General features: G+C 58.2%; 11 protein-coding genes and 1 pseudogene. 8 read left to right on the top strand and 4 right to left on the bottom strand.

The window, feature by feature from the left end; translation table 11 throughout:
- Window positions 1–386: 386 nt before the first annotated feature.
- Both GGQ68_RS06760 and speB read right to left on the bottom strand, forming a co-directional pair.
- Window positions 387–1535, bottom strand: a complete 1149-nt coding sequence (locus tag GGQ68_RS06760; protein ID WP_183964293.1) for a CaiB/BaiF CoA transferase family protein — start codon at window positions 1533–1535, stop codon at window positions 387–389.
- Window positions 1536–1747: 212 nt separating this feature from the next.
- The gene (gene speB / locus GGQ68_RS06765) at window positions 1748–2722 is read right to left on the bottom strand and encodes an agmatinase (RefSeq protein ID WP_183964295.1); all 975 of its coding nucleotides are present in this window, start codon (window positions 2720–2722) and stop codon (window positions 1748–1750) included.
- A gap of 146 nt (window positions 2723–2868) precedes the next feature.
- Between speB and GGQ68_RS06770 the strand changes: the two genes are divergently transcribed.
- The 8 genes and pseudogenes from GGQ68_RS06770 to GGQ68_RS24250 all read left to right on the top strand — a co-directional run.
- Window positions 2869–3165 carry an EF-hand domain-containing protein gene (locus tag GGQ68_RS06770; protein WP_183964297.1) on the top strand — a complete coding sequence of 99 codons (297 nt, stop codon included), beginning with the start codon at window positions 2869–2871 and terminating at the stop codon, window positions 3163–3165.
- 113 nt (window positions 3166–3278) lie between these two features.
- Window positions 3279–4727, top strand: coding sequence for an IMP dehydrogenase (guaB, locus tag GGQ68_RS06775; protein ID WP_183964299.1), 1449 nt, complete (start codon window positions 3279–3281; stop codon window positions 4725–4727).
- Window positions 4728–5721: 994 nt separating this feature from the next.
- The gene (locus GGQ68_RS06780; protein ID WP_183964301.1) at window positions 5722–9234 is read left to right on the top strand and encodes a chemotaxis protein CheB; all 3513 of its coding nucleotides are present in this window, start codon (window positions 5722–5724) and stop codon (window positions 9232–9234) included.
- Window positions 9227–9592, top strand: coding sequence for a response regulator (locus tag GGQ68_RS06785; protein WP_183964303.1), 366 nt, complete (start codon window positions 9227–9229; stop codon window positions 9590–9592). Before GGQ68_RS06780 ends, GGQ68_RS06785 begins: the two co-directional genes overlap by 8 nt.
- 489 nt (window positions 9593–10081) lie before the next feature.
- Entirely contained in the window at window positions 10082–10798 is a 717-nt protein-coding gene (locus GGQ68_RS06790; protein ID WP_246429291.1) for an endonuclease/exonuclease/phosphatase family protein, read from the top strand.
- Entirely contained in the window at window positions 10795–12231 is a 1437-nt protein-coding gene (gene cls, locus GGQ68_RS06795; protein ID WP_183964305.1) for a cardiolipin synthase, read from the top strand. Before GGQ68_RS06790 ends, cls begins: the two co-directional genes overlap by 4 nt.
- 253 nt (window positions 12232–12484) lie before the next feature.
- Complete coding sequence (locus GGQ68_RS06800) at window positions 12485–14851, top strand: Tex family protein (protein ID WP_183964307.1); 2367 nt, start codon at window positions 12485–12487, stop codon at window positions 14849–14851.
- A 281-nt stretch (window positions 14852–15132) separates the two neighbouring features.
- Window positions 15133–15545 (top strand): annotated as a pseudogene (locus GGQ68_RS24250) (transposase family protein); the annotation flags it as partial.
- Between the two features lie 1105 nt (window positions 15546–16650).
- On the opposite strand, the gene GGQ68_RS06805 reads toward GGQ68_RS24250, so the two are convergent.
- Both GGQ68_RS06805 and GGQ68_RS06810 read right to left on the bottom strand, forming a co-directional pair.
- A complete protein-coding gene (locus tag GGQ68_RS06805) occupies window positions 16651–18738 on the bottom strand; it encodes a methyl-accepting chemotaxis protein (protein WP_343055880.1) in 2088 nt (695 codons plus the stop codon).
- A gap of 91 nt (window positions 18739–18829) precedes the next feature.
- The gene (locus GGQ68_RS06810) at window positions 18830–20011 is read right to left on the bottom strand and encodes a vWA domain-containing protein (protein WP_183964311.1); all 1182 of its coding nucleotides are present in this window, start codon (window positions 20009–20011) and stop codon (window positions 18830–18832) included.
- Window positions 20012–20087 lie beyond the last annotated feature (76 nt).

Below are 20087 nucleotides of genomic sequence, written 5' to 3' on the forward strand. Positions count from 1 at the left end.
CATAGTTGAACGCATTTCGATCCTGGCCGATGATCCAGACACATGTGAGCATGATTGGGACGTCGTTGCCGGTATTTTGTCTACCGTGGAGCTCCAAGTACAGTGCAGAAAGTGCGCAACCTATAGTGAGGTTCCCAACCCAACCAAAAAAGAATGGGAAGCCTGCGCAGGCGCCATGGAGAACCCGTATCCATGGGAAGATACATCGCGGATCAGATACTATCAGATAGACGGAACCATACATTGATCGTTAAGTCGATATCGGACAAAAACCCCATGACAAAACTTTTAGGCCAAAAAACGGTCCTTTGTTTTGCATGTTTCGCTGCTTGGGCAAATACTCCGGGGGTCCTGGGACTGGCGCCGAAAAGGCTGAGCAGACGCGCCTAGCCCTGTTCGAGCCATCGCAGGATTTCACCCCTGTTGCCATCCAGATCCGGCGCTGGCGCGCGCGAGGTCGGGTCGGGGGCATCGGTCATCTTGATGGGGTTGCCTGCCGCCTTGTACGCTTGTCGTCCGTTCTTATCCATGACGTCCACGACCATGTTGCGGGCAAGGATCTGGGGGTCCTTGAGAACCTGATCGATGGTCTGGATCGGGCCCGTGGGGATGCCGGCTGCGGTCAGCTTGGCAATCCAGAAGGCGCAGGTGTTGTCGAGCGTCACGGCCTCGATCAACCGTTTCAGCAGGCGGGCATTTTCGCAGCGCGCCGGGTTGGTGGCAAAACGTTCGTCGTCCGACAGCGGGAGGTTCAGACATATGCAGAGCTTTTCGAAAAGCTTGTCGTTGCCAGCGGCGATCACGAACAGCCCGTCAGCCGCATGGAAGGTTTCGAATGGCGTGATCGAGGGGTGCCTTGCGCCTGATGGCCCCGGCGCCTTTCCGGTCGTGGTGGTGAGCGCCACCGCATGTTCCAGAATGGCGAGGATGGAATCCAGCATGGCCACGTCGATTTTTCGGCCTTTGCCGGTGCGGTCGCGGTCCATCAGGGCCGCAAGGATGCCCTGGGTCAGATACATGCCCGCTATGATATCGCCGATGGAGGCCCCAACCCGCACCGGTTCACGGTCCTTCTCGCCGGTGATCGACATGACGCCGCCCCGTGCCTGCACGACCATGTCGTAGGCGGGTCGCTTGGCGTCGGGTCCTGTGTGGCCAAAGCCGGACACCGCCCCGTAGACCAGCCTGGGAAACGCAGCGTGAAGATCATCCCAGCCGTAGCCGAGCCGCTCCATCACGCCGGGGCGATAGTTTTCCACGACCACGTCGGCGCGCTCGAGCAGCTTCTCGAAGATCCGTCTGTCACCGTCTTCCTTCAGGTTCAGGGCAATGGATTTCTTGCTATGGTTTATGGCCGCGAAATAGGCCGATTTTCCGTCCTTGAAGGGGGGAAAGGCACGTGTGTCATCGCCTGTTTTCGGAGGCTCAACCTTGATTACGTCGGCGCCAAGGTCCGAGAGGGTCATGGTGCAAAACGGGCCCGCCAGGACGTGGGTCAGGTCAAGGATGGTGTAGCCTTTGAGGGGGGCGGTCATGCGATCGGGCTCCTGTGATGCTGCTCGCCTTATACAAGAACGTGCAGGGCGCGCGACAGCAAGGGAGGAGTGCGCCCCATCGCTGCATTGCGGCAGAGTGTGGCCGATGCGTTTGATCCCGATCAGGCTGGGTGAGGCGGCGTGATCCGAATGAGTGCTGCGCACGCTTTGTTTTTCGGGTTCGGTTGCTCGGGCCTCACCAAGGAAAAGGCTTAGCCCGAGGTTCGGGTGGTCAGGCCGTTGTGGCGGGCGTGGAAGACAAAGCCCAGAAGGTTGAGCAGGAGTTGGGCGGCAAGGATCGACGTTGATCCGGTTGGATCATAGTCCGGTGCAACTTCGACGAGGTCCATGCCGACGACAGGATGGTATTTTGCGACCTGTTGCAGCAGTTCGAGCACCTCGTAGTAGAGGAAGCCGCCGTGGCTGGGTGTGCCTGTGCCGGGCGCAATCGAGGGGCAGAAGGCGTCGATGTCGATCGTGATGTAGACAGGGGCACCTTGCGGGAGACGCGCGGCGGTCGCCTTGGGTCCGAGGGCACGGGTTTGGCGCACGGAGAGGATATCGGACCCGCGGCGTCGGGCGTCCTCGTAGCCGTCTCGCGCGGTGGAGGAGACATTGCGGATGCCCACCTGGGTCAAGCCGGTGATCCAGGGCTTCTCTGCGGCGCGGCGCATGGGATTGCCGTGGCCGCGGGTCACGCCGTGGCGTTCATCGACGAAATCCAGATGCGCGTCGATCTGCAGCAGGTGGAAGGGTTGCTGATCCTCGTAGGCTTCGATGCAGGGAATGTTGATCGAATGATCGCCGCCGAGTGTGACGGGCAGGGCGCCAGCGGCCAGCGCGGCTTCGACACCTTTGCGAATATTCGCGTGGCTTTGCAGCGTGTCGGTGTGGATGATGTCCGCGTCACCCATATCGGTGATCCGCACGCCGTCGAGGTAGGTTGTGTCATCTTCGTGATCATAGGCCCCGGCGTGGCCAAAACTGAACAGGGTGGAGGCCTCGCGGATGGCGCGCGGGCCGAAGCGGGTGCCGGAGCGCCACTGGGTGCCTGCGTCAAACGGCGCGCCGAGGATCGCAACGTCGGTGTCCAAAGCCGACCAATCCGGTTGGTAGGGCCCGCGCGCAAAGGTGCAGATCCCGGTGAAGGGCAGGTTCAGACGCCCGGTGTCGTAGTGATTGGTCATACACGTCCTTTTGGTTCGAGCATTTTCTGAACGAGATCGCCCGTTGGCGAAGCCTTGTCATGCGATGCCGATTCTATCCGCGGATCACATCATATTAACGCGTGACGTGTACAAAGGCCCGATAACGTCCTTGAAAGGAGACAGATATGTCGATGACACCCGTTTCAGGTCCTTTGCCACCTGTCGCGGCGCAGCCCGCAAAGCCACAACAGCAGCGGGCGCTTTCCGACACGTTCGACGAGGTTTTTGACGCGTCCAGGATTGTGCAAGAGTTGGACACCGACGGGGATGGCACGATCAGCGACCAGGAATTCGCGTTCTATCGTGCCGGCAAGCAAGCCCGCGGCGAGTTTGTCCCGGCGTCCGGCCCGGGTACACGCCCGGTGGCGCAATCGGAACAGGTCGCGCAGGCCACCGTTGATGAGCTGCTCAAACGGGTTTGACTGCGTTTGTCGCATTGGCCGGCATGATGCCGATATGCGATTCCACGGCTTTTCATTTCCCTCCGGTCATGAGAAAGGAACGTGCCAACCGATCCCTCCCAAGGAGACCCCCCATGGAGATTCGCGAGGCTCTGACCTTCGATGACGTTCTGCTTGTTCCTGCCGCCTCCAGCGTGCTGCCGTCCACTGCGGACACGCGCACTTGGGTGACCAAGAGCATTTCCCTCAATATTCCACTTTTGTCCTCTGCGATGGACACGGTCACGGAAGCGCGCATGGCGATCTCCATGGCGCAGGCCGGTGGCATGGGGGTGATTCACAAGAACCTTGATGCGGAAACGCAGTCGCGCGAAGTGCGCCGGGTGAAGCGGTTTGAATCCGGTATCGTCTACAATCCGGTCACGCTGCGCCCGGATCAGACTTTGGCGGATGCCAAGGCGCTGACCGAACGCTACGGGTTTTCCGGTTTTCCGGTGGTCGACGAGGACCGCAAGGTTGTGGGCATCGTCACCAACCGTGACATGCGCTTTGCCCAGCAGGACGACACGCCGGTTCGGGTGATGATGACATCGGGAAACCTTGCTATTCTGCAGGAGCCTGCCGACCGTGAAGAGGCGATTTCCCTCATGCGGGCGCGCCGGATCGAGAAGCTGCTGGTCACCGATGGTACGGGCAAGCTGACCGGTCTGCTGACACTGAAGGACACCGAACAGGCGGTTCTGAACCCCACGGCGTGCAAGGACGACCTTGGCCGTTTGCGCGTTGCGGCGGCAACGGGCGTCGGCGATGCGGGCTTTGAACGCTCTGCCATGCTGGTGGACGCGGGCGTCGATATCCTGGTGGTGGATACGGCGCATGGTCATTCGGCCGGCGTGCTGGAAGCGGTGACGCGGGCCAAAACCCTGTCGAGCAGCATTCAGGTGATTGCCGGGAACGTGGCCACCGCCGCTGCTACGCGCGCCTTGATCGACGCAGGCGCGGACGCGGTGAAGGTGGGGATCGGGCCGGGCTCGATTTGCACCACGCGCATGGTCGCCGGGGTTGGCGTGCCGCAGCTCACCGCGGTCATGGACTGTTCGAAAGAAGCGGGTGACATCCCGATCATCGCGGATGGCGGCATCAAGTTCTCTGGCGACTTTGCCAAGGCCATCGCGGCTGGCGCATCCTGCGCGATGGTTGGGTCCATGATCGCAGGCACCGATGAATCTCCGGGTGAGGTGATCCTGTATCAGGGGCGTTCGTTCAAATCGTATCGTGGCATGGGGTCGCTTGGCGCTATGGCACGTGGCTCGGCGGATCGGTACTTTCAGAAGGACGCGGCCAGCGACAAGCTGGTGCCGGAGGGCATCGAAGGTCAGGTGCCTTACAAAGGTCCTGCAGGCAATGTCGTGCACCAATTGGTCGGCGGCTTGCGTGCGGCCATGGGCTACACGGGCAACGCCACTGTGGCCGAGATGCGCACAAATGCGACCTTTGTGAAAATCACCGGGGCGGGACTGAAGGAAAGCCATGTGCACGACGTGCAGATCACGCGGGAGTCGCCGAACTACCGAATTGGCTAGACGCGTGTTGCCAAGTTGAATTTGTGAGGCCGGCGCACGTATGTGTTCCGGCCTTTTTGCTGGAACACATGCTGGACAGGGCGAGATCCGGACAGTGTGTCAGCGGCTTGCCGTATACAGGAAAAGATAGACCGTATTCCGAACGGATTAGGGTCGGACGCGGTCAGCTTGCATGTCGAGGCAACCCTTGGCCCGCTAAACCCCTCAAGATTTTCGCAGCGGCGTTGGGGCCGTTTTCTGGCGCAAGATCCGACTATTGGTGAGCGATGTCGTGCGGATGGCACATCTTTTGCCCAACTTTTCGAACTTTCACGTTAAACCAAGATTAGACGATGGGCGGCTTTTGAGTGGAATTTTATTTCACAATTCCAATTGCTTATGATGGCAGGGTGTGCTGAGGGAATGGCCATTACACGGCGATCAATACCGATTGAATGCGACGGTGTGACAAGGGCATGTTCTCGCGGGTGACGATAGAGGTTGCCAAAGAGTACGGCGCGGAAAAGACGGTGGTGATGGAAGTGAGCAAGCGAAGGCCATGCGGCTGCGTGAGCTTGCGCGTACCTCAAAGGGCAGCCTGTCGCGCCCCCCTATGGACGTAAGAAGCGCGGCGACTGCTTCATGTGAACCGCGGTCCGCAAACACGATTTGGCCGTGTCCAGTGTCCGTCCGATCCTCAGCCCGGAAATGGGAGTGTCGTCCTGGCACGCAACACATCGACGGCATGGCTTTCCCCCGCACTCAAAAAGTTGAAAGATCCCGACCACGGCGGGGCGGTCTTCTGGATGGCCGACAAGCAGTCCGCGCAGGGCGATGAAGCTGCCAGCTGACCATCAGATGACGTCGGTAACATGCAGTGTTGAAATGGATTGAGGGTCTTTGCCTGAGACATCGACGAATGTTGATGCGTGACAGCATGCTGAACCGTCTAATAGCTTTCATTGAAGCTGGTTCTTGTTATTAAGTTGTTAAAAGTTCTTGGGGGAACACGGTCATGTCAGTCATCCCGATTGTTGGTATCGGTGCATCCGCCGGAGGGTTGGAAGCCCTGAAAATCATGATCGGAAATACCTCTCCGCAGACCGGAGCGGCTTTCGTGATTGTCCAACATCTCTCTCCGGACCAGAAATCCATTCTGCATGAGCTTCTTCAGGGGCAAACCGATATGCCCGTCAGCCAGATCGAAGACGGCGAAGCGATACAGGCCAACCATTTTTACGTCGTTCCGCCGGGCACAGTCGCGAGCATCAAGGATAATCACCTGTATCTGGTAGAGCGCGACAGCGAAGACGCGTTGCATCGCCCCATCGACGCGTTTTTCAAATCGCTGGCGGCGGCGCGTGGCCGTAATGCCTATTGCGTGGTGTTGTCGGGGACCGGCAATGACGGTTCGGCCGGTCTGAAAGAGGTTAAAGGGTCGGGCGGGTTTGCCCTCGTGCAGGAAAGCAAGGGCGCGCGGTTCCCGGGGATGCCGGACAGTGCGGTTGCGACCGGGTTGGTCGACTTTATTTTGCCGGTGGAAAAAATCTCCGCGCGGCTGGATGAGATTATTCAGCACCACCTGCGTCTGAGCCGTAGCGATAATCAGGAAAGTCTGAAGGAAGAGATCGAAGCGGCGTTGCCGCGTTTCAGCGAGCGATTGCAGGCCGTTGTTGGCAATGATTTTTCTGACTACAAGCCTGGCACTCTGGTCCGTCGTATCGAACGCCGGATGGCGGTGCTGCGCATCCTGGATGTGGAGCGGTTCATCAAGACCCTGGAGGACAGCAATGAAGCGCGGCTTCTGGCGCAGGAGTTTCTGATCGGGGTCACGCAGTTTTTCCGCAATCCCGAAGCCTTCGAGGTCCTCAAAGACAAAGTCGTCGATCCTATTTTATCGAACTCCGAAAGCACGATCCGCATCTGGGTGCCTGGATGTTCGACTGGCGAGGAAGCCTATTCACTCGCCATGCTTTTCATAGAGGAAATGGAGGCCCGCGGTGACCGGCGTGTCCTACAGGTGTTTGGCACGGACATAGACACGCCGTCTCTCGTGTCGGCGCGCTATGGTCTCTATTCAGCCGATACGGTTGAGAAACTCAGCCCGGAGCGTCGCGAGCGTTTCTTTCATATCGAGAACGGCGAGTACCGGGCCGACCCGAAGTTGCGCGAAGTTTGCGTCTTTGCGCCACACAACCTGTTGCAGGATCCGCCATTTTCACGGCTCGATCTGATTTCGTGTCGCAATTTGCTGATCTATCTTTCGGCCAACCTGCAAAAGAAAGTGATCCCACGGTTCCATTTTTCACTGCGCGGTGAGGGGCATCTTTTCCTGGGGCCGTCCGAAGGGCTTGCCGGTGACGACAATCTCTTTGATGTGGTGGATAAGACCCATCGTATCTTTCGCAGAAATGCCAAGGCCACGACCAGCTTTTCGACGCTGCTTCAAAAACCGGGCCGTCCGAAGGCGCTGCCGGTCGAGATCAAGCAACCTGCACCGGAGCCGAACATGGCGCTCGACCTGTCACGCGAGACAGCGGTCGAGCAGGAATTTTTACGAAACCATGCCGCGCCATTTGCGCTCCTCTCGAGCAGAGGGGAGGTTCTGTACCTTTCCCGGAAGATGACCGAATTGGTGCGGCCGACGCAGGGTGCACCCTCCACCTTGGTTGACGCCTACCTGGCGAACGAATTGCGTCTTCCGGTGCGCACGGCACTGTCCGAAGCGATCAAGACCGGCGAGCCGATGCGCATCGAAAACATCGTTGTTGTGCAGGGTGATACGCGCCGCCTTTTCGATGTGGAGGTCAGCCCCAGCGGCTCGAATTTCATCTTGGTGTTGACCGAAGTCCGCGCCCTTGACGTCGACGATATCGGAGAGGCTGTCGGTGAAAGGGAGACAGCGGACCGTGACATCCTGGAGACCGAAAACGTCAAGTTGCGCAAGCAATTGACGGCAACGATGCAGGAATATGAATCCTCTGGCCAAGAGCTCAAAAGCAGCAACGAAGAGCTGATGAGCATGAATGAGGAACTGCAGTCATCCAACGAGGAATTGGAAACCTCGCGGGAGGAATTGCAGTCGATCAACGAAGAGCTGGAAACAGTAAATGCGGAGCTGCAGGAAAATAACCGGCTACTCATCCGCGCGAACTCGGACCTGAAGAACCTGTTTGAGGCAACCGATTTGGCGGTGCTGTTTTTGGACCGCGAATTCTGCGTGCGCAATTTCACGCCCTCGACCGTGGCACTGTTCGGCATCAGGCAGCGCGATATCGGGCGGCCGATATCCGATTTGTCGTCACGTATTGATTACCCCGATTTGGAAGCCGATGCCCACAAGGTCGACGAAACGCTTCAATCGTTTGAACGCGAGGTCACGATTCCCGCCTCCGGTCAGGTGTTTCTGCTGCGGATCAAACCCTACCGCACAACCGACAATCGGCTCGACGGCTATGTCCTGTCTTTTATCGATATCACGGATCGCAAGAGCTACGAAGAAACCCTCAAGCGGAATGAACGGGCTATGGCCCGGCAATATGCCGAATTGGAAAATCTTTACGACACCACGCCGGTCGGACTGGCGCTGATTGACACCGACTATAAATGGGTCCGTGTAAACGAATGCCTCGCTGAAATAAACGGTTTCTCTGTCGCTGATCATATTGGAAAGTCTTTCAAGGATCTGCTGCCGGCCCTCGCAGATACTTTGGAAAACGTCTGCCATCACGTTATCCAGTCCGGCCAGCCGTTGCTGGAGATCGAGATCGAAGGGGAAACCGTCGCAGCACCCGGGGCCAAACGCAATTGGATCGGCGATTATTACCCGGTCTGGCAGGACGGCAAGGTTTTTGCTGTGGGCATCTGTGTGCGCGAAGTGACGGACCAGGCGCGCATGATGCAGCGCATTCAAAAACAAAACGATCACCTGAATTTGCTGCTCGGAGAGTTGCAACACCGCGTCAAGAACACGCTTGCGACGATCAGTTCGATTTCCAAGTTGCTGCTCAAGGGCGTGGCTGGTGCGGTTGAATATCAGGCGCGTCTCGAAGATCGGCTTGGATCAATTTCCCGCACCCACGACCTGCTGACAGACGCCGACTGGTCAACGGCCAAGTTGTCCGAGATCATTCGCAACGAGGCCGCGCCATATGAACAACGAAACTTTGAACGTATCCGGATTACTGGTCCCGACCTCCGGTTGAGCTCAAAAGAGGCCTTGGCTCTTGGAATGGCGCTACATGAGTTGACCACCAATGCTGCCAAATATGGAGCACTGTCTGTCGAAGGAGGTCATATCGTTATCGGCACACAGTGCGATACGCGCGAAGTGGGAACCAAAGCGCGCATTGTCTGGAAGGAGTTCAATGGCCCCTTGATTGCGTCTCCGCCGGACAAAAAAGGTTTTGGCACCCTCGTGCTGGAGAGAGTCTTGGGGAGTGATCTTTCAGGCGAGGTTAAAATCGAATTCAACGAAGAGGGTCTCTGTTTTCAAATAGATTTCGAGCTGGAGGGAACGAATGAGTAACTCCGAGATACTTGTTCTGGAAGACGAAGCATTGATCGCGATGGATATTGAAATGACCTTGGCCGAGGCAGGGTTCAAGCAGGTTTCGGTCCATTCAAATGCTCAGTCCGCGCTCAATCGGATTGACGAGTGCAGACCTATGGCTGCGTTTTTAGACTTTAATCTTGGAAATGGTAAAAACAGCCTGACAGTTGCAGAAAAGCTGAAAAATCATAGTATCCCGTTTGTGTTCCTGACCGGATATACAGATGCGACAGTGTCTTTGCCCAGAAATCTTTCGGACACAAAAAGGATCGCCAAGCCATTTCGTAGTGCAGATCTTGTCAAAACGATCAACGAGATGGTGCCGCAGGCATAGGTGGTCGATTTTTTCACTTTTCAGTGCCGGTCAGGAACTCCTTGGAATTTCAGCATTCATAGCAGAAACGTAGCCTGAGCTTGATGACCTTTGGTCAAAGCCTCCCTCAGCCATGGAGAGAGTTTGATATCTTGAAACAGCGGCTGGCATGTTATCGGCTCTGATGATGTGACTGCCCGAGTGGCGTCCATGTGCCAAGGTGAGACTGCGATGGTCCGCATAAGGACGGTCATGTTGGAGATCATCAAGGACGGGCTCGATCTCGCGGAGGCGATGTTTAAGGCGTATGTTCGCAGGATCAGGCCAGACTGCGTGTGAAATCGCCTATATTATCTTCGATTGGCTGGCAGCGGTGCTTTTTGTCGGTGGCAGGTTTCTTTTCTACGGTGAGAGCGCAATCTGGCTCGGAAATGGATGATCCGACCGGCGGCGAGGTTGTTTGGCTTGCCACCAACAATCAGGTTATACGGCGTGACCGGGGAGCTGCGGTTGAATGACTATGACTGTTTCAATTGGGGAGGATGTGTGCGGATAGCCAGCTACAATATTCGCAAAGCCGTGGGGCTTGATTGGCGACGGGATCCGGACAGGATAGTCGATATCCTGGGCGAAATCGATGCGGACGTTATCGTGTTGCAAGAAGCAGATAAACGGATCGGCACACGAGCCGGCGTTTTGCCCTTGGACCGTCTGGAAAGTGAACTTGGCTACATCATGACGGACGTTTCGCTTCGCCCGCTCAGTCATGGCTGGCACGGCAACGCGATACTTGTGCGATCATGCTTTGCCGATCATTTATCCGAGCGGATCGAGTTGCCGATGGTGGAACCACGCGGGGCCGTTTCGGTTCGGCTGGAGCATCCGGATCTTGAAGTGATTGGTGTTCATCTCGGGCTCACGCCGGGCATGCGTCGCAAGCAAATGTGTGCTTTGCAAAAGGTACTGGCTGATCGTGATCATCCGGTGTTGCTGGCGGGTGATTTCAATGAATGGAATGCCGCGCGTTTCCCGTTTGATGCACCGGTAACTGTTGTTTCTCCGGGTCTGAGCTTTCACGCAAAGCGGCCAAAAGTTGCGTTTGATCGGTTTGTTCTCGGGCCGGGGTTGCGCGCTGAAACCGCATATGTACATCACTCGGCTTTGGCGAAAAAGGCTTCCGATCATCTGCCTATCGTCATCGACCTTGCCTTTACGGGGATCACATGATTCAGGCGCTTTTGCTCATTTTCCATGTGTTGATCGTCATAGGGGTGACGCTTCGCATATTGTTACGGGATGACTTTTCCCCACAGGCGCGGTTGACCTGGTTTGTCGTGTTGGTGGTGCTGCCATATGTCGGAAGCATCATCTATTTTCTGCTGGGTGAAACGGACCCCTGGAACAAGGCGACCAAGCGCCACAACGAGGTTTTCGACGAAATCCGAGCAAAGGCGTCCCATCTGATGGGGGCGCCGGAAGATACGGAAAGGCTCATCGATCCGCTGTACAGGCCAGCCTTCCTGTATGCGGCGTCGATCAACGGGTTTTATCCGGTCGCCAAAAGCCGCGCTGACTTAATGGCCGACGCTGAAGCCACGAACACACATCTCGTTGCGGATATAGACGCGGCGCAAAGCCATGTTCATGTGCTTTATTATATCTGGCTGGACGACAACACTGGCAGGGCCATTGCGCATGCGCTCATCCGCGCAGCACAGCGGGGCGTGACATGTCGGGCCATTGCGGACGGTTTGGGGTCCCGTGCCGTTATCAAGTCACCCCTTTGGCAGCACATGAAGGATGCAGGGGTGCAGATGGCCGTGGCCATGCCGTTGGACAACCCGATCCGCACAATCCTGAAAAGCCGCGTTGATCTGCGCAATCACCGCAAGATTACGGTGATCGACAGCAAGATCACTTATTGCGGCAGCCGAAATTCCGCCGATCCGGAATTTCGTGTCAAAGCCAAGTATGCGCCTTGGGTCGATATCATGCTGCGGTTCGAAGGCTCTGTCGTGGCGCAGAATGAATTGCTTTTTATCAGTGACTGGATGATGGCGACGGGGAAAATAATCGATGACATCACTCTGACGTCTCATCCTGTCGAGGGCGGTTTTCCCGCGCAGGTGATGGGGGATGGGCCGACGGAACGTCAGGGGGCCACGCCGCAGCTCTTTGCGGTGCTGATCGCCAGTGCGCAGGAGACTTTGACGCTTTCGACCCCGTATTTCGTGCCGGATGAGACAGTGTTGGAGGCCTTGTGTTCTGCGGCGCATCGCGGGGTCGCAGTGACGCTTATCTTTCCCAAAGTGAACGATAGCTGGATCGTCGCAGCTGCGAGCCGCAGCTATTACCGAAAGCTTTTGTCGGCAGGATGCGAAATACGTGAATTCAAAGACGGGCTTTTGCATGCCAAGACCCTGACGCTGGACGGCAAGGTCACCATGATCGGCTCATCCAACATCGATTTGCGCAGCTTTGATCTGAATTATGAAAACAACATTCTTCTGCAAGATCACGGTGTGACTCATGCCGTGCGTGAACGTCAGCAGGAATACATCGCTCGATCAGACCTCATGACCCTTGAAGAGGTGAACGCGTGGCCTCGACGCAAGCGTATCTGGCATAACGTGATTGCCACGATTGGCCCTGTCCTCTGACCGGCGCGTATGTGCCGGGCGAAAGGTCCGCGGGCACACCGATGCGGGGCGCGTGCAATTGGCAGGGTGCTGAAACCCCTGTGCGGAAGCCTGTTGATGCGTCTTGGCGTGGCCCTTCGGGACAGACGAAATTGGCATCGCGATGATTTGCCTTGCCGCTTTTTCGCGACCCTTTGCCGATGCGCCCGCAGGGGCTTGGCGGCATTTCCGCATGACGGTATGAGGGACCTCCCGCAGATCAGGAGTGCCCGTCTTGGACCAGACCGCAGAGCGTATCGCCCGCACCATCGCCACCGAAATCGCTGCCGCCCCAAAGCAGGTCGTCGCGGCGGTGGACCTGCTGGACGGGGGCGCAACCGTGCCCTTCATCGCGCGCTACCGCAAGGAAGCCACCGGCGGGCTGGACGACACACAGCTTCGTACTCTGGGCGACCGGCTGACCTACCTGCGCGAAATGGAAGCCCGCCGTGCCAGCATCCTGGACACGATCAAGGGGCAGGGTAAACTGACGGACGATCTGGCGCGCACCATCATGCAAGCCGACACCAAGGCCACGCTCGAAGACATCTATCTGCCCTACAAGCCCAAGCGCCGGACCAAGGCGATGATCGCCCGAGAAAATGGCCTTGCGCCCCTGCTGGAGCAGATCCGTGAATATCGTGGCAAGGACCCCGCACAGCTGGCCGAAGCGTTTACCGGCGCGTCGGTCGAAACGGTCAAGGACGCGCTGAACGGGGCGCGTGATATCCTGGCCGAGGAGCTGTCGGAAAATGCGCAGCTGCTGGGCGGCTTGCGCGATTTCATGATGCGCGAGGCCAAGATCACGGCCCGCGTTGTGCCGGGCAAGGAGCAGGAAGGCGCCAAGTTCTCCGACTATTTCGAGCATGAGGAAGACTGGTCCAAGATCCCCTCGCACCGGGCGCTTGCCATCTTGCGCGCGGCCAAGGAAGAGATCGTGACCATCGAGATCGCGCCGGACCCCGAGGCGGGTCAGCAGCGCGCCAAGGACATGGTCGCCGCCGCGATTGGCGTGCCGGGCCAGGCACCGGGCGACAATTGGTTGCGGGAGGCCGCCGCGTGGACCTGGCGGGTGAAACTGTCGTTGTCCATGTATGTCGACCTTCTGTCAGAGCTGCGCCGTCGCTCTCACGAGGAAGCGATCAACGTTTTCGCGCGCAATCTGAAGGACTTGCTGCTCGCGGCACCTGCGGGCAACAAGGCAACGCTTGGCCTTGACCCTGGCATTCGCACAGGTGTGAAGGCCGCCGTCGTGGATGCCACCGGCAAGGTTCTGGAAACCGCGACCCTGTATCCCTTTCAACCCAAGATGGACCTACGCGGTGCACAGGCAAAGATCGCAGAGATGGTCGCCCGCCATAAAGTCGAGCTGATTGCCATTGGCAACGGAACCGCGTCCCGCGAGACGGAGCGCATGGTTGCCGACACGATGAAGCTGATGAAAGGCGCGCAACCGACGAAGGTGGTTGTGTCTGAGGCCGGGGCCTCCGTCTACTCGGCGTCGGAACTTGCGGCACGGGAATTCCCTGATCTGGATGTTTCCCTGCGGGGGGCGGTGTCGATCGCGCGACGTCTTCAGGATCCGCTGGCCGAGCTGGTCAAGATCACACCCGAAAGCATCGGCGTCGGCCAGTATCAACACGACGTGGATCAGCGCCGATTGGCCCAGGCTCTGGCAGGGGTGGTCGAAGACGCGGTGAACGGCGTGGGCGTGGACCTGAACATGGCCTCAGCGCCGCTGCTTTCGCATGTGGCGGGCCTGTCTGACCGTCTGGCCGAAGCCGTCGTGTCATACCGCGACACCTACGGCGCTTTCGCGACCCGCAAGGCGCTGCTCAAGGTGCCGGGGCTGGGTCCGAAGGCCTTTGAGCAATGCGCGGGGTTCCTGCGCATCCGCGAAGGTGACGAACCGCTTGATGCCTCCTCTGTCCACCCTGAAGCTTACGCGGTCGCGCGCCGCATCGTCAAAGCCTGTGGGCGCGACATCCGTGACATAATGGGCCAGCCGGAGGCGCTGAAAGGCGTGCGGGCAGAGCAATTCGCCGATGACAGTTTTGGCCTGCCGACAGTGCGCGACATTCTGGGCGAGCTGGAAAAACCCGGCCGTGACCCGCGCCCCTCGTTCAAGACCGCGACTTTTGCCGATGGGGTTGAGGATATCAAAGACCTCAAATCCGGGATGGTGCTGGAAGGGACCGTGACCAACGTCGCGGCCTTTGGGGCGTTCGTGGACATCGGCGTACATCAGGACGGCCTTGTCCACGTCAGCCAGCTGGCGGATCGTTTTGTCAAAGATCCCCACGAGGTGGTCAAGGCGGGCGACGTGGTAAAGGTTACGGTGACCGAAGTGGACGTGTCGCGCAAGCGCATCGGTCTGACGATGAAGAAAGACGGGGGTGCTTCGGCCAAGGAAGATCGGTCTGCGCGCGACACGGGGCCACGTGGAGCGCGCGGTGGCGCAGGGCAGGGGCCAAAGGGCCGTGGTCCCGGTGGCGGCGGCCCGCGTGACAAGGGGCCGATGAGTAGCGCGCCCAAAGGCGGCAGTGCGGGTGGGACAGGTGCGTTTGGCGACGCGCTGATGGCCGCGATGAAGAAACGCTGACCCACCTCAGGTCTTTAGAAGCCGAGAAACCCTGCAAAAACAAACTCAGACGGCGCGCCCCTCAGGAGCGGCGTTTGCGTACGACCCAAGAGCTCTGAAGGCGGTGGACATCGGGGCGTGAGCCTCATGCGCGGTTGGGAGTGATGTTCGGTGAACAGCATGACGTAAGTTTGGAGCGCTGCGGTCGGTTCAGGAGCTTGCCCCGTTCGCACCACTGCGCGTAACACCCCGCTATCGCGATCCTGCCCCCTCGCAGTCTGCCCTTTGGTCGTAGCCATAGGGGCCGGAACATCGGTGTCATTAATAGCAGGTTACATGCAGTCGCGGACTTCAAGGGCCGCACGATCCGGCGTTTTCCCGGCCGCTGGCCACGCCCGTGACGACACCGGGGGCAGAGCCCACTGCCATACGCCGAATGGCCGTTGGGGTATCGCGGTTACGACGCAGACTGGTTTCGGGAAGATTTCAGCGACAAAGACAATCATCCCTGAACCCCAAGCCGAACGTCTCTGGACAAGCCAGGAAAATGCCAAAAGAGGCGCTACAAACGACGCGACAGGTCGGACGCCTGAAGGGTTGGCGCCGCGTCGCCAGATGCTCGAAGGTTTTCCTGTCAGACGTGCCACTCGCGGCAACCCGACCTGTTTCGGCTGAAACTTCAGGAGTCTGGAGCCTGCATTTCGGATCGGACTAGACACTCAGATTTCGTGACGCAACCTGCCTTTCAGGTGAAAGAAAAGTCGACGGCTCGCCTTGGAGCCAACTTCGATCCAATGATCTACGAAGATGTCCTGACTTACGCGTCACGGCGGCAAGCCCAAGCGCCCACTGGTCCTTTTCGACGCCGGGATCCAAGTGTGCCTCTTGACCCAGAACTCGTTCAAGCCACACTTGCGCGTCCGCTGACATGCTGCCTGGGCTGTCAGGCCAGTGCTTGGCGTCTCGACCCCGTGGCGGAGGATGGCGACGCTGGCCCCATGCCGCCGAACCTATGGTCAACAAAGGTGTTCGTTAACGACACGGGCATCAAACGTGTTGGAGACGGCGGGCGGCGGGCCCGCAAGTGTTGGGTGCAAGTCCGACAGGGCCATCTGGGAATGGAGCCCACCATGTTGGACATCCGCGCTGTAGAACTCACCCGCAACTGTGAAGGCGTTAGTACGAACCCGACGGACCTGTGCCGCCAAATTCCTTAGGACGAGCAGATCTGCACTGTGCTTGCGTCCGTTCGGCAGATTACGTCGCAACCGTCGGGCGGCCAGTAAGCAGCGCTTGAACGACACGCCACGTTGCTACTTTCCAATCATATAGTGCGACGCTGTCACTAACATAGTGATCTGCAAGATCAGTCATTTGTAGGCGCCGGACTATTCTTGGCGTGCGCCGAAATGAAATCCTGTGCGCGCACTACGGCCATGGTAGGGCGTTCTGGAACACTGGTTCGAAACCGAACCCTGTAGCCGGATCGAGGCGAAACCTCTCGTGACATGGCGAACCAGTGAATGACCGGTCACTTGATGCGCCGCCGCCAGGCCTTCGAAAAACGCATCGCCTCAAGAGATGACTTCCGTTGGACCGGAGAAATAAAAACTCATCGCGCGAATGAACCGATGATCAGCACTCAACGCCGCCGAGATCGTTCGTTTGATCTGACTTCATTGCGAACGGGTAGACTGCTTGCAAAGTTTCAGCAGCGCTATACTGCGCGTATAAAGTCAAAGACTTGGATAGTGTTTCAACACCAGACCACGTGTGGAAAAAGATAAATAGGTCACCCTACTTCATCAAACGTGGTGCAGCTATTCAGCAGCGAGAAGTCGTGCATGCGGGGCCTGCGTTTCGCCGGACTGAAACCGTCCGACCAGAAGCGCCAGCCGCTTTCCTTCGGCCGTGAGGCTGTCGCTTGCGGCCGAGGTTTGGTTGAACATGCCCGCGTTGGTCTGAGTATCCTTGTCCAACTGCATGACCGCAACGTTGATCTCGCCGAGACTGGTTTCTTGCTCCTCCGCCAAGGTTGCGATGCGTGCCACTTGACCGGTAACCTCGTCAATTGCGGTGACGATGTCTTTTAGAGCCTCACCCGTTCGTATGACGAGAGACACACCATGCTGCACCTTATCGCCGGACTGTTCGATCAAACCGCCGATCTGCTGGGCAGATTCAGCTGTTCGAGCCGCAAGTGCACGGACCTCGGCGGCCACGACCGCAAAGCCTGAGCCCGCTTCGCCTGCGCGGGCGGCCTCGACCCCGGCGTTGAGCGCCAAAAGGTTGGTTTGAAAGGCAATGTCATCAATCATACTGATAATTTGCGCAATTTCTTCAGAAGACCGTTCCACTTCCTTGATTGCGTCCACTGCGGCGCTCACCACGCCATTTCCGGCCTGTGCCTTATCTATCGCGGCCTTCCCGGAATTGTCTGCGGAGCGGGCGCCGCGTGTGCTTTCTTGCACGGCGTTGGTGATATCCTGAAGTGCGGCGGCGGTCTGTTCCAGCGTTGCGGCGCTGTTTTCGGTTCGGTTTGACAAGTCTTGCGCCGCGCGTCCGATTTCGCTGGCGGACGTGTTCACCGTTTCCGAACTATGGGCGATGTCCGATATCACATTTGAGAGCTGTTCGACGGCGGTATTGAAATCTGCGACCAGCTGTTCGTATCCTTGCCCCAGATCGTCGTTGAGACGGATATTGAGATTGCCAGCTGCCACCTCTTGCAAGCCTTCGGCCAGTCTGGTCACGACCATTCCCTGCTCTGCTTGACGGATCATATCGGCATCCCGAAGCTGCTCTGCTTCAACCAAACTGTCGCGGAACGCTTCGAGACCAGTTGCCAACTCGGTGATCTCGCGCCCGTGGCCCTTTAGATCATCGAACGCGAGGTTTGTGTCCCCCGCCGCCAATACACGCATCCGTTGCACAACGCGCGTAAGGTACGTGGTGAGACGGTGACCAATGATCCATGCCAGGGCGCCGCCTACAATCAATGCGCAGAGCACGGCGACACCAGTGACCATCGCAATTTGCGATTCGATCTGCTGATACGGCGCTCGTGGCAACAGGATATGTACCATGGCCACAGGCATTCCGGCGAAGTCCTTGAGCACATGAATGTCGCTCATGTAAGACTTTTCGCTTAGAGTAATTTCCTGCGGTTCGCGGGGCTGGTCTACAGCATCACGAACATCCTCAAGAGGAATGATTGCCTCGCCGTCATAGCCTGCGTGAAGACGGGTGTTGGACATCTCCGGATCTTCGAAATCCGTGAAGAGATCGTTCGGCAGAAGGTAAAGTTCAATGGCGGCATCGGTGCCTTCGATCATCTGCTCCAGCAAGCTCTGATCGAGCGGCAGACCAACTTCGACTGAGCCGGCGTGGTCGCCACCTGCCTCGATTGGGTGAATTGCCCGGATCACAAGCCCACTGCGGTCACGCTCTAGGCCCGCCAATGGCAGCCGGGATGCGTTCGCTTCAACCACAATCGGGCGAAAACTGGAAAGATCGTCACCGTAGGTGCTTGGATCGTGAACGCGCAGGATGGAGATTGCCTCCGGCGAATGGAATTGGAATTGCGCAATCCCGGTAGCCTCGGAAAATGCATCGAAATCCTTGGGAAATTGCCGTTGGAGTCCTTTTCGGTCTTCTTTGTCCACGGCGCGTTGCACGCGGGGCATTCCAGCAACCATGGCGGTGAAGCTCTCAGCGCTCTGGACACGGGCCTGCAGAACATTCTGGGCCCGCCCCCACAGTGCTGACAGTTCACGATCCGCGCCTTCGCTGGCGATCTGTTGAGACCCCAGATAAAGTGGTGTCCCGACGCAGGCGATGGCCAGGGTTGAGCAGAATAGGATCGCGAGTATGATTCGGGCACGCAGCGACATGGACATCTCCATCATTTGAGGCGCAGGGTGGCCAAGATGGGTGCCTATCGGGTTAACACAATCCGATTGCTGTACAGGATTTTAGACGTTTTTCATCGAGACGACATCAGCCAAGCATCTTCATGCCGCGGTCGAGGCCGTCGAGCGTCATGGGCACCATCCGGTCCTCGAAAATCTCTCGGATCATGTGGATACTTTGCGTGTATTGCCAATGGTTCGGCGGCACGGGGTTGATCCAGAGATGCTCGGGCCATTGTGCGCGCGCGCGCTGAAGCCAAACCTGCCCAGCTTCCTTGTTCCAATGCTCACTTGCGCCACCAGGGTAGGCGACCTCATAGGGTGACATGGACGCGTCACCGACAAAAATGCATTTGTAATCAGGACCATAGGTGTTGAGGACATCCCACATGGCGGTCTGGGCATCCCAACGACGTCGGTTGTCCGTCCAGACGCCCTCGTACAGACAGTTGTGAAAGTAGAAATGTTCGAGGTGTTTGAATTCCGCACGGGCGGCGGAGAAAAGCTCTTCGACGACCTGAATGTGCGGGTCCATGCTGCCGCCAACATCCAGAAACAAAAGAACTTTTACGGCATTTCGGCGCTCTGGCCGGGTTTGCACATCCAGATAGCCATTGTGTGCCGTGGCACGAATGGTGCCATCGAGGTCGAGCTCTTCGTGAGCGCCGTCGCGAACCCAGCGGCGCAACCGTTTCAGGGCAACCTTGATGTTCCGTGTGCCCAGCTCGACACCGTCATCCAGGTTCTTGAATTCCCTTTTATCCCAGACCTTTACCGCGCGTTGGTGACGCGATTCATCTTGCCCGATCCGGATGCCTTCGGGGTTGTAGCCGTAGGCGCCGAAGGGCGATGTGCCAGCGGTGCCGACCCATTTGGAGCCGCCCTGGTGACGGCCCTTTTGTTCCTCAAGCCGTTTCTTTAATGTTTCCATGAGCTTGTCAAAGCCGCCCATGGCCTCGATCTCGGCCTTTTCTTCGTCCGAGAGATGCTTTTCCGCCATCTTGCGCAGCCAGTCGTCCGGCAGGTCCATGGCGTTCATCACCTGATCGACAGGGATGTCCTCCAACCCTTTGAAAGAATGGGAAAACGCGCGGTCGAACCTGTCGAGGTGACGCTCATCCTTTACCATGGCGGTTCGCGCCAGATAGTAAAAGGCCTCCACATCATAGGTGGCGAGGCCCGCCTGCATGCCTTCGAGGAAGGACAGGTATTCACGCAAGGAAACCGGCACGCCGGCGCGACGCAGAGTATCGAAGAAGGGTACGAACATGCCTCAGTGGTAGCGTGCCGTCACAGGCGGGGCAATGGCAGGTTCACCGTGCGCACGGTCCGGTTAAGGCGGCGCG

Origin of the sequence: Sagittula marina, assembly GCF_014196795.1 — a bacterium.
In the GTDB taxonomy this organism is placed as follows: domain Bacteria; phylum Pseudomonadota; class Alphaproteobacteria; order Rhodobacterales; family Rhodobacteraceae; genus Sagittula; species Sagittula marina.

Coding starts and splice junctions, on each gene's coding strand:
- cls (WP_183964305.1), top strand. CDS start 10,795: ATGATTCAGGCGCTTTTGCTCATTTTCCATGTGTTGATCGTCATAGGG.
- speB (WP_183964295.1), bottom strand. CDS start 2,722: ATGACCAATCACTACGACACCGGGCGTCTGAACCTGCCCTTCACCGGG.
- GGQ68_RS06780 (WP_183964301.1), top strand. CDS start 5,722: ATGTCAGTCATCCCGATTGTTGGTATCGGTGCATCCGCCGGAGGGTTG.
- GGQ68_RS06785 (WP_183964303.1), top strand. CDS start 9,227: ATGAGTAACTCCGAGATACTTGTTCTGGAAGACGAAGCATTGATCGCG.
- guaB (WP_183964299.1), top strand. CDS start 3,279: ATGGAGATTCGCGAGGCTCTGACCTTCGATGACGTTCTGCTTGTTCCT.
- GGQ68_RS06760 (WP_183964293.1), bottom strand. CDS start 1,535: ATGACCGCCCCCCTCAAAGGCTACACCATCCTTGACCTGACCCACGTC.
- GGQ68_RS06810 (WP_183964311.1), bottom strand. CDS start 20,011: ATGTTCGTACCCTTCTTCGATACTCTGCGTCGCGCCGGCGTGCCGGTT.
- GGQ68_RS06770 (WP_183964297.1), top strand. CDS start 2,869: ATGTCGATGACACCCGTTTCAGGTCCTTTGCCACCTGTCGCGGCGCAG.
- GGQ68_RS06805 (WP_343055880.1), bottom strand. CDS start 18,738: ATGATGGAGATGTCCATGTCGCTGCGTGCCCGAATCATACTCGCGATC.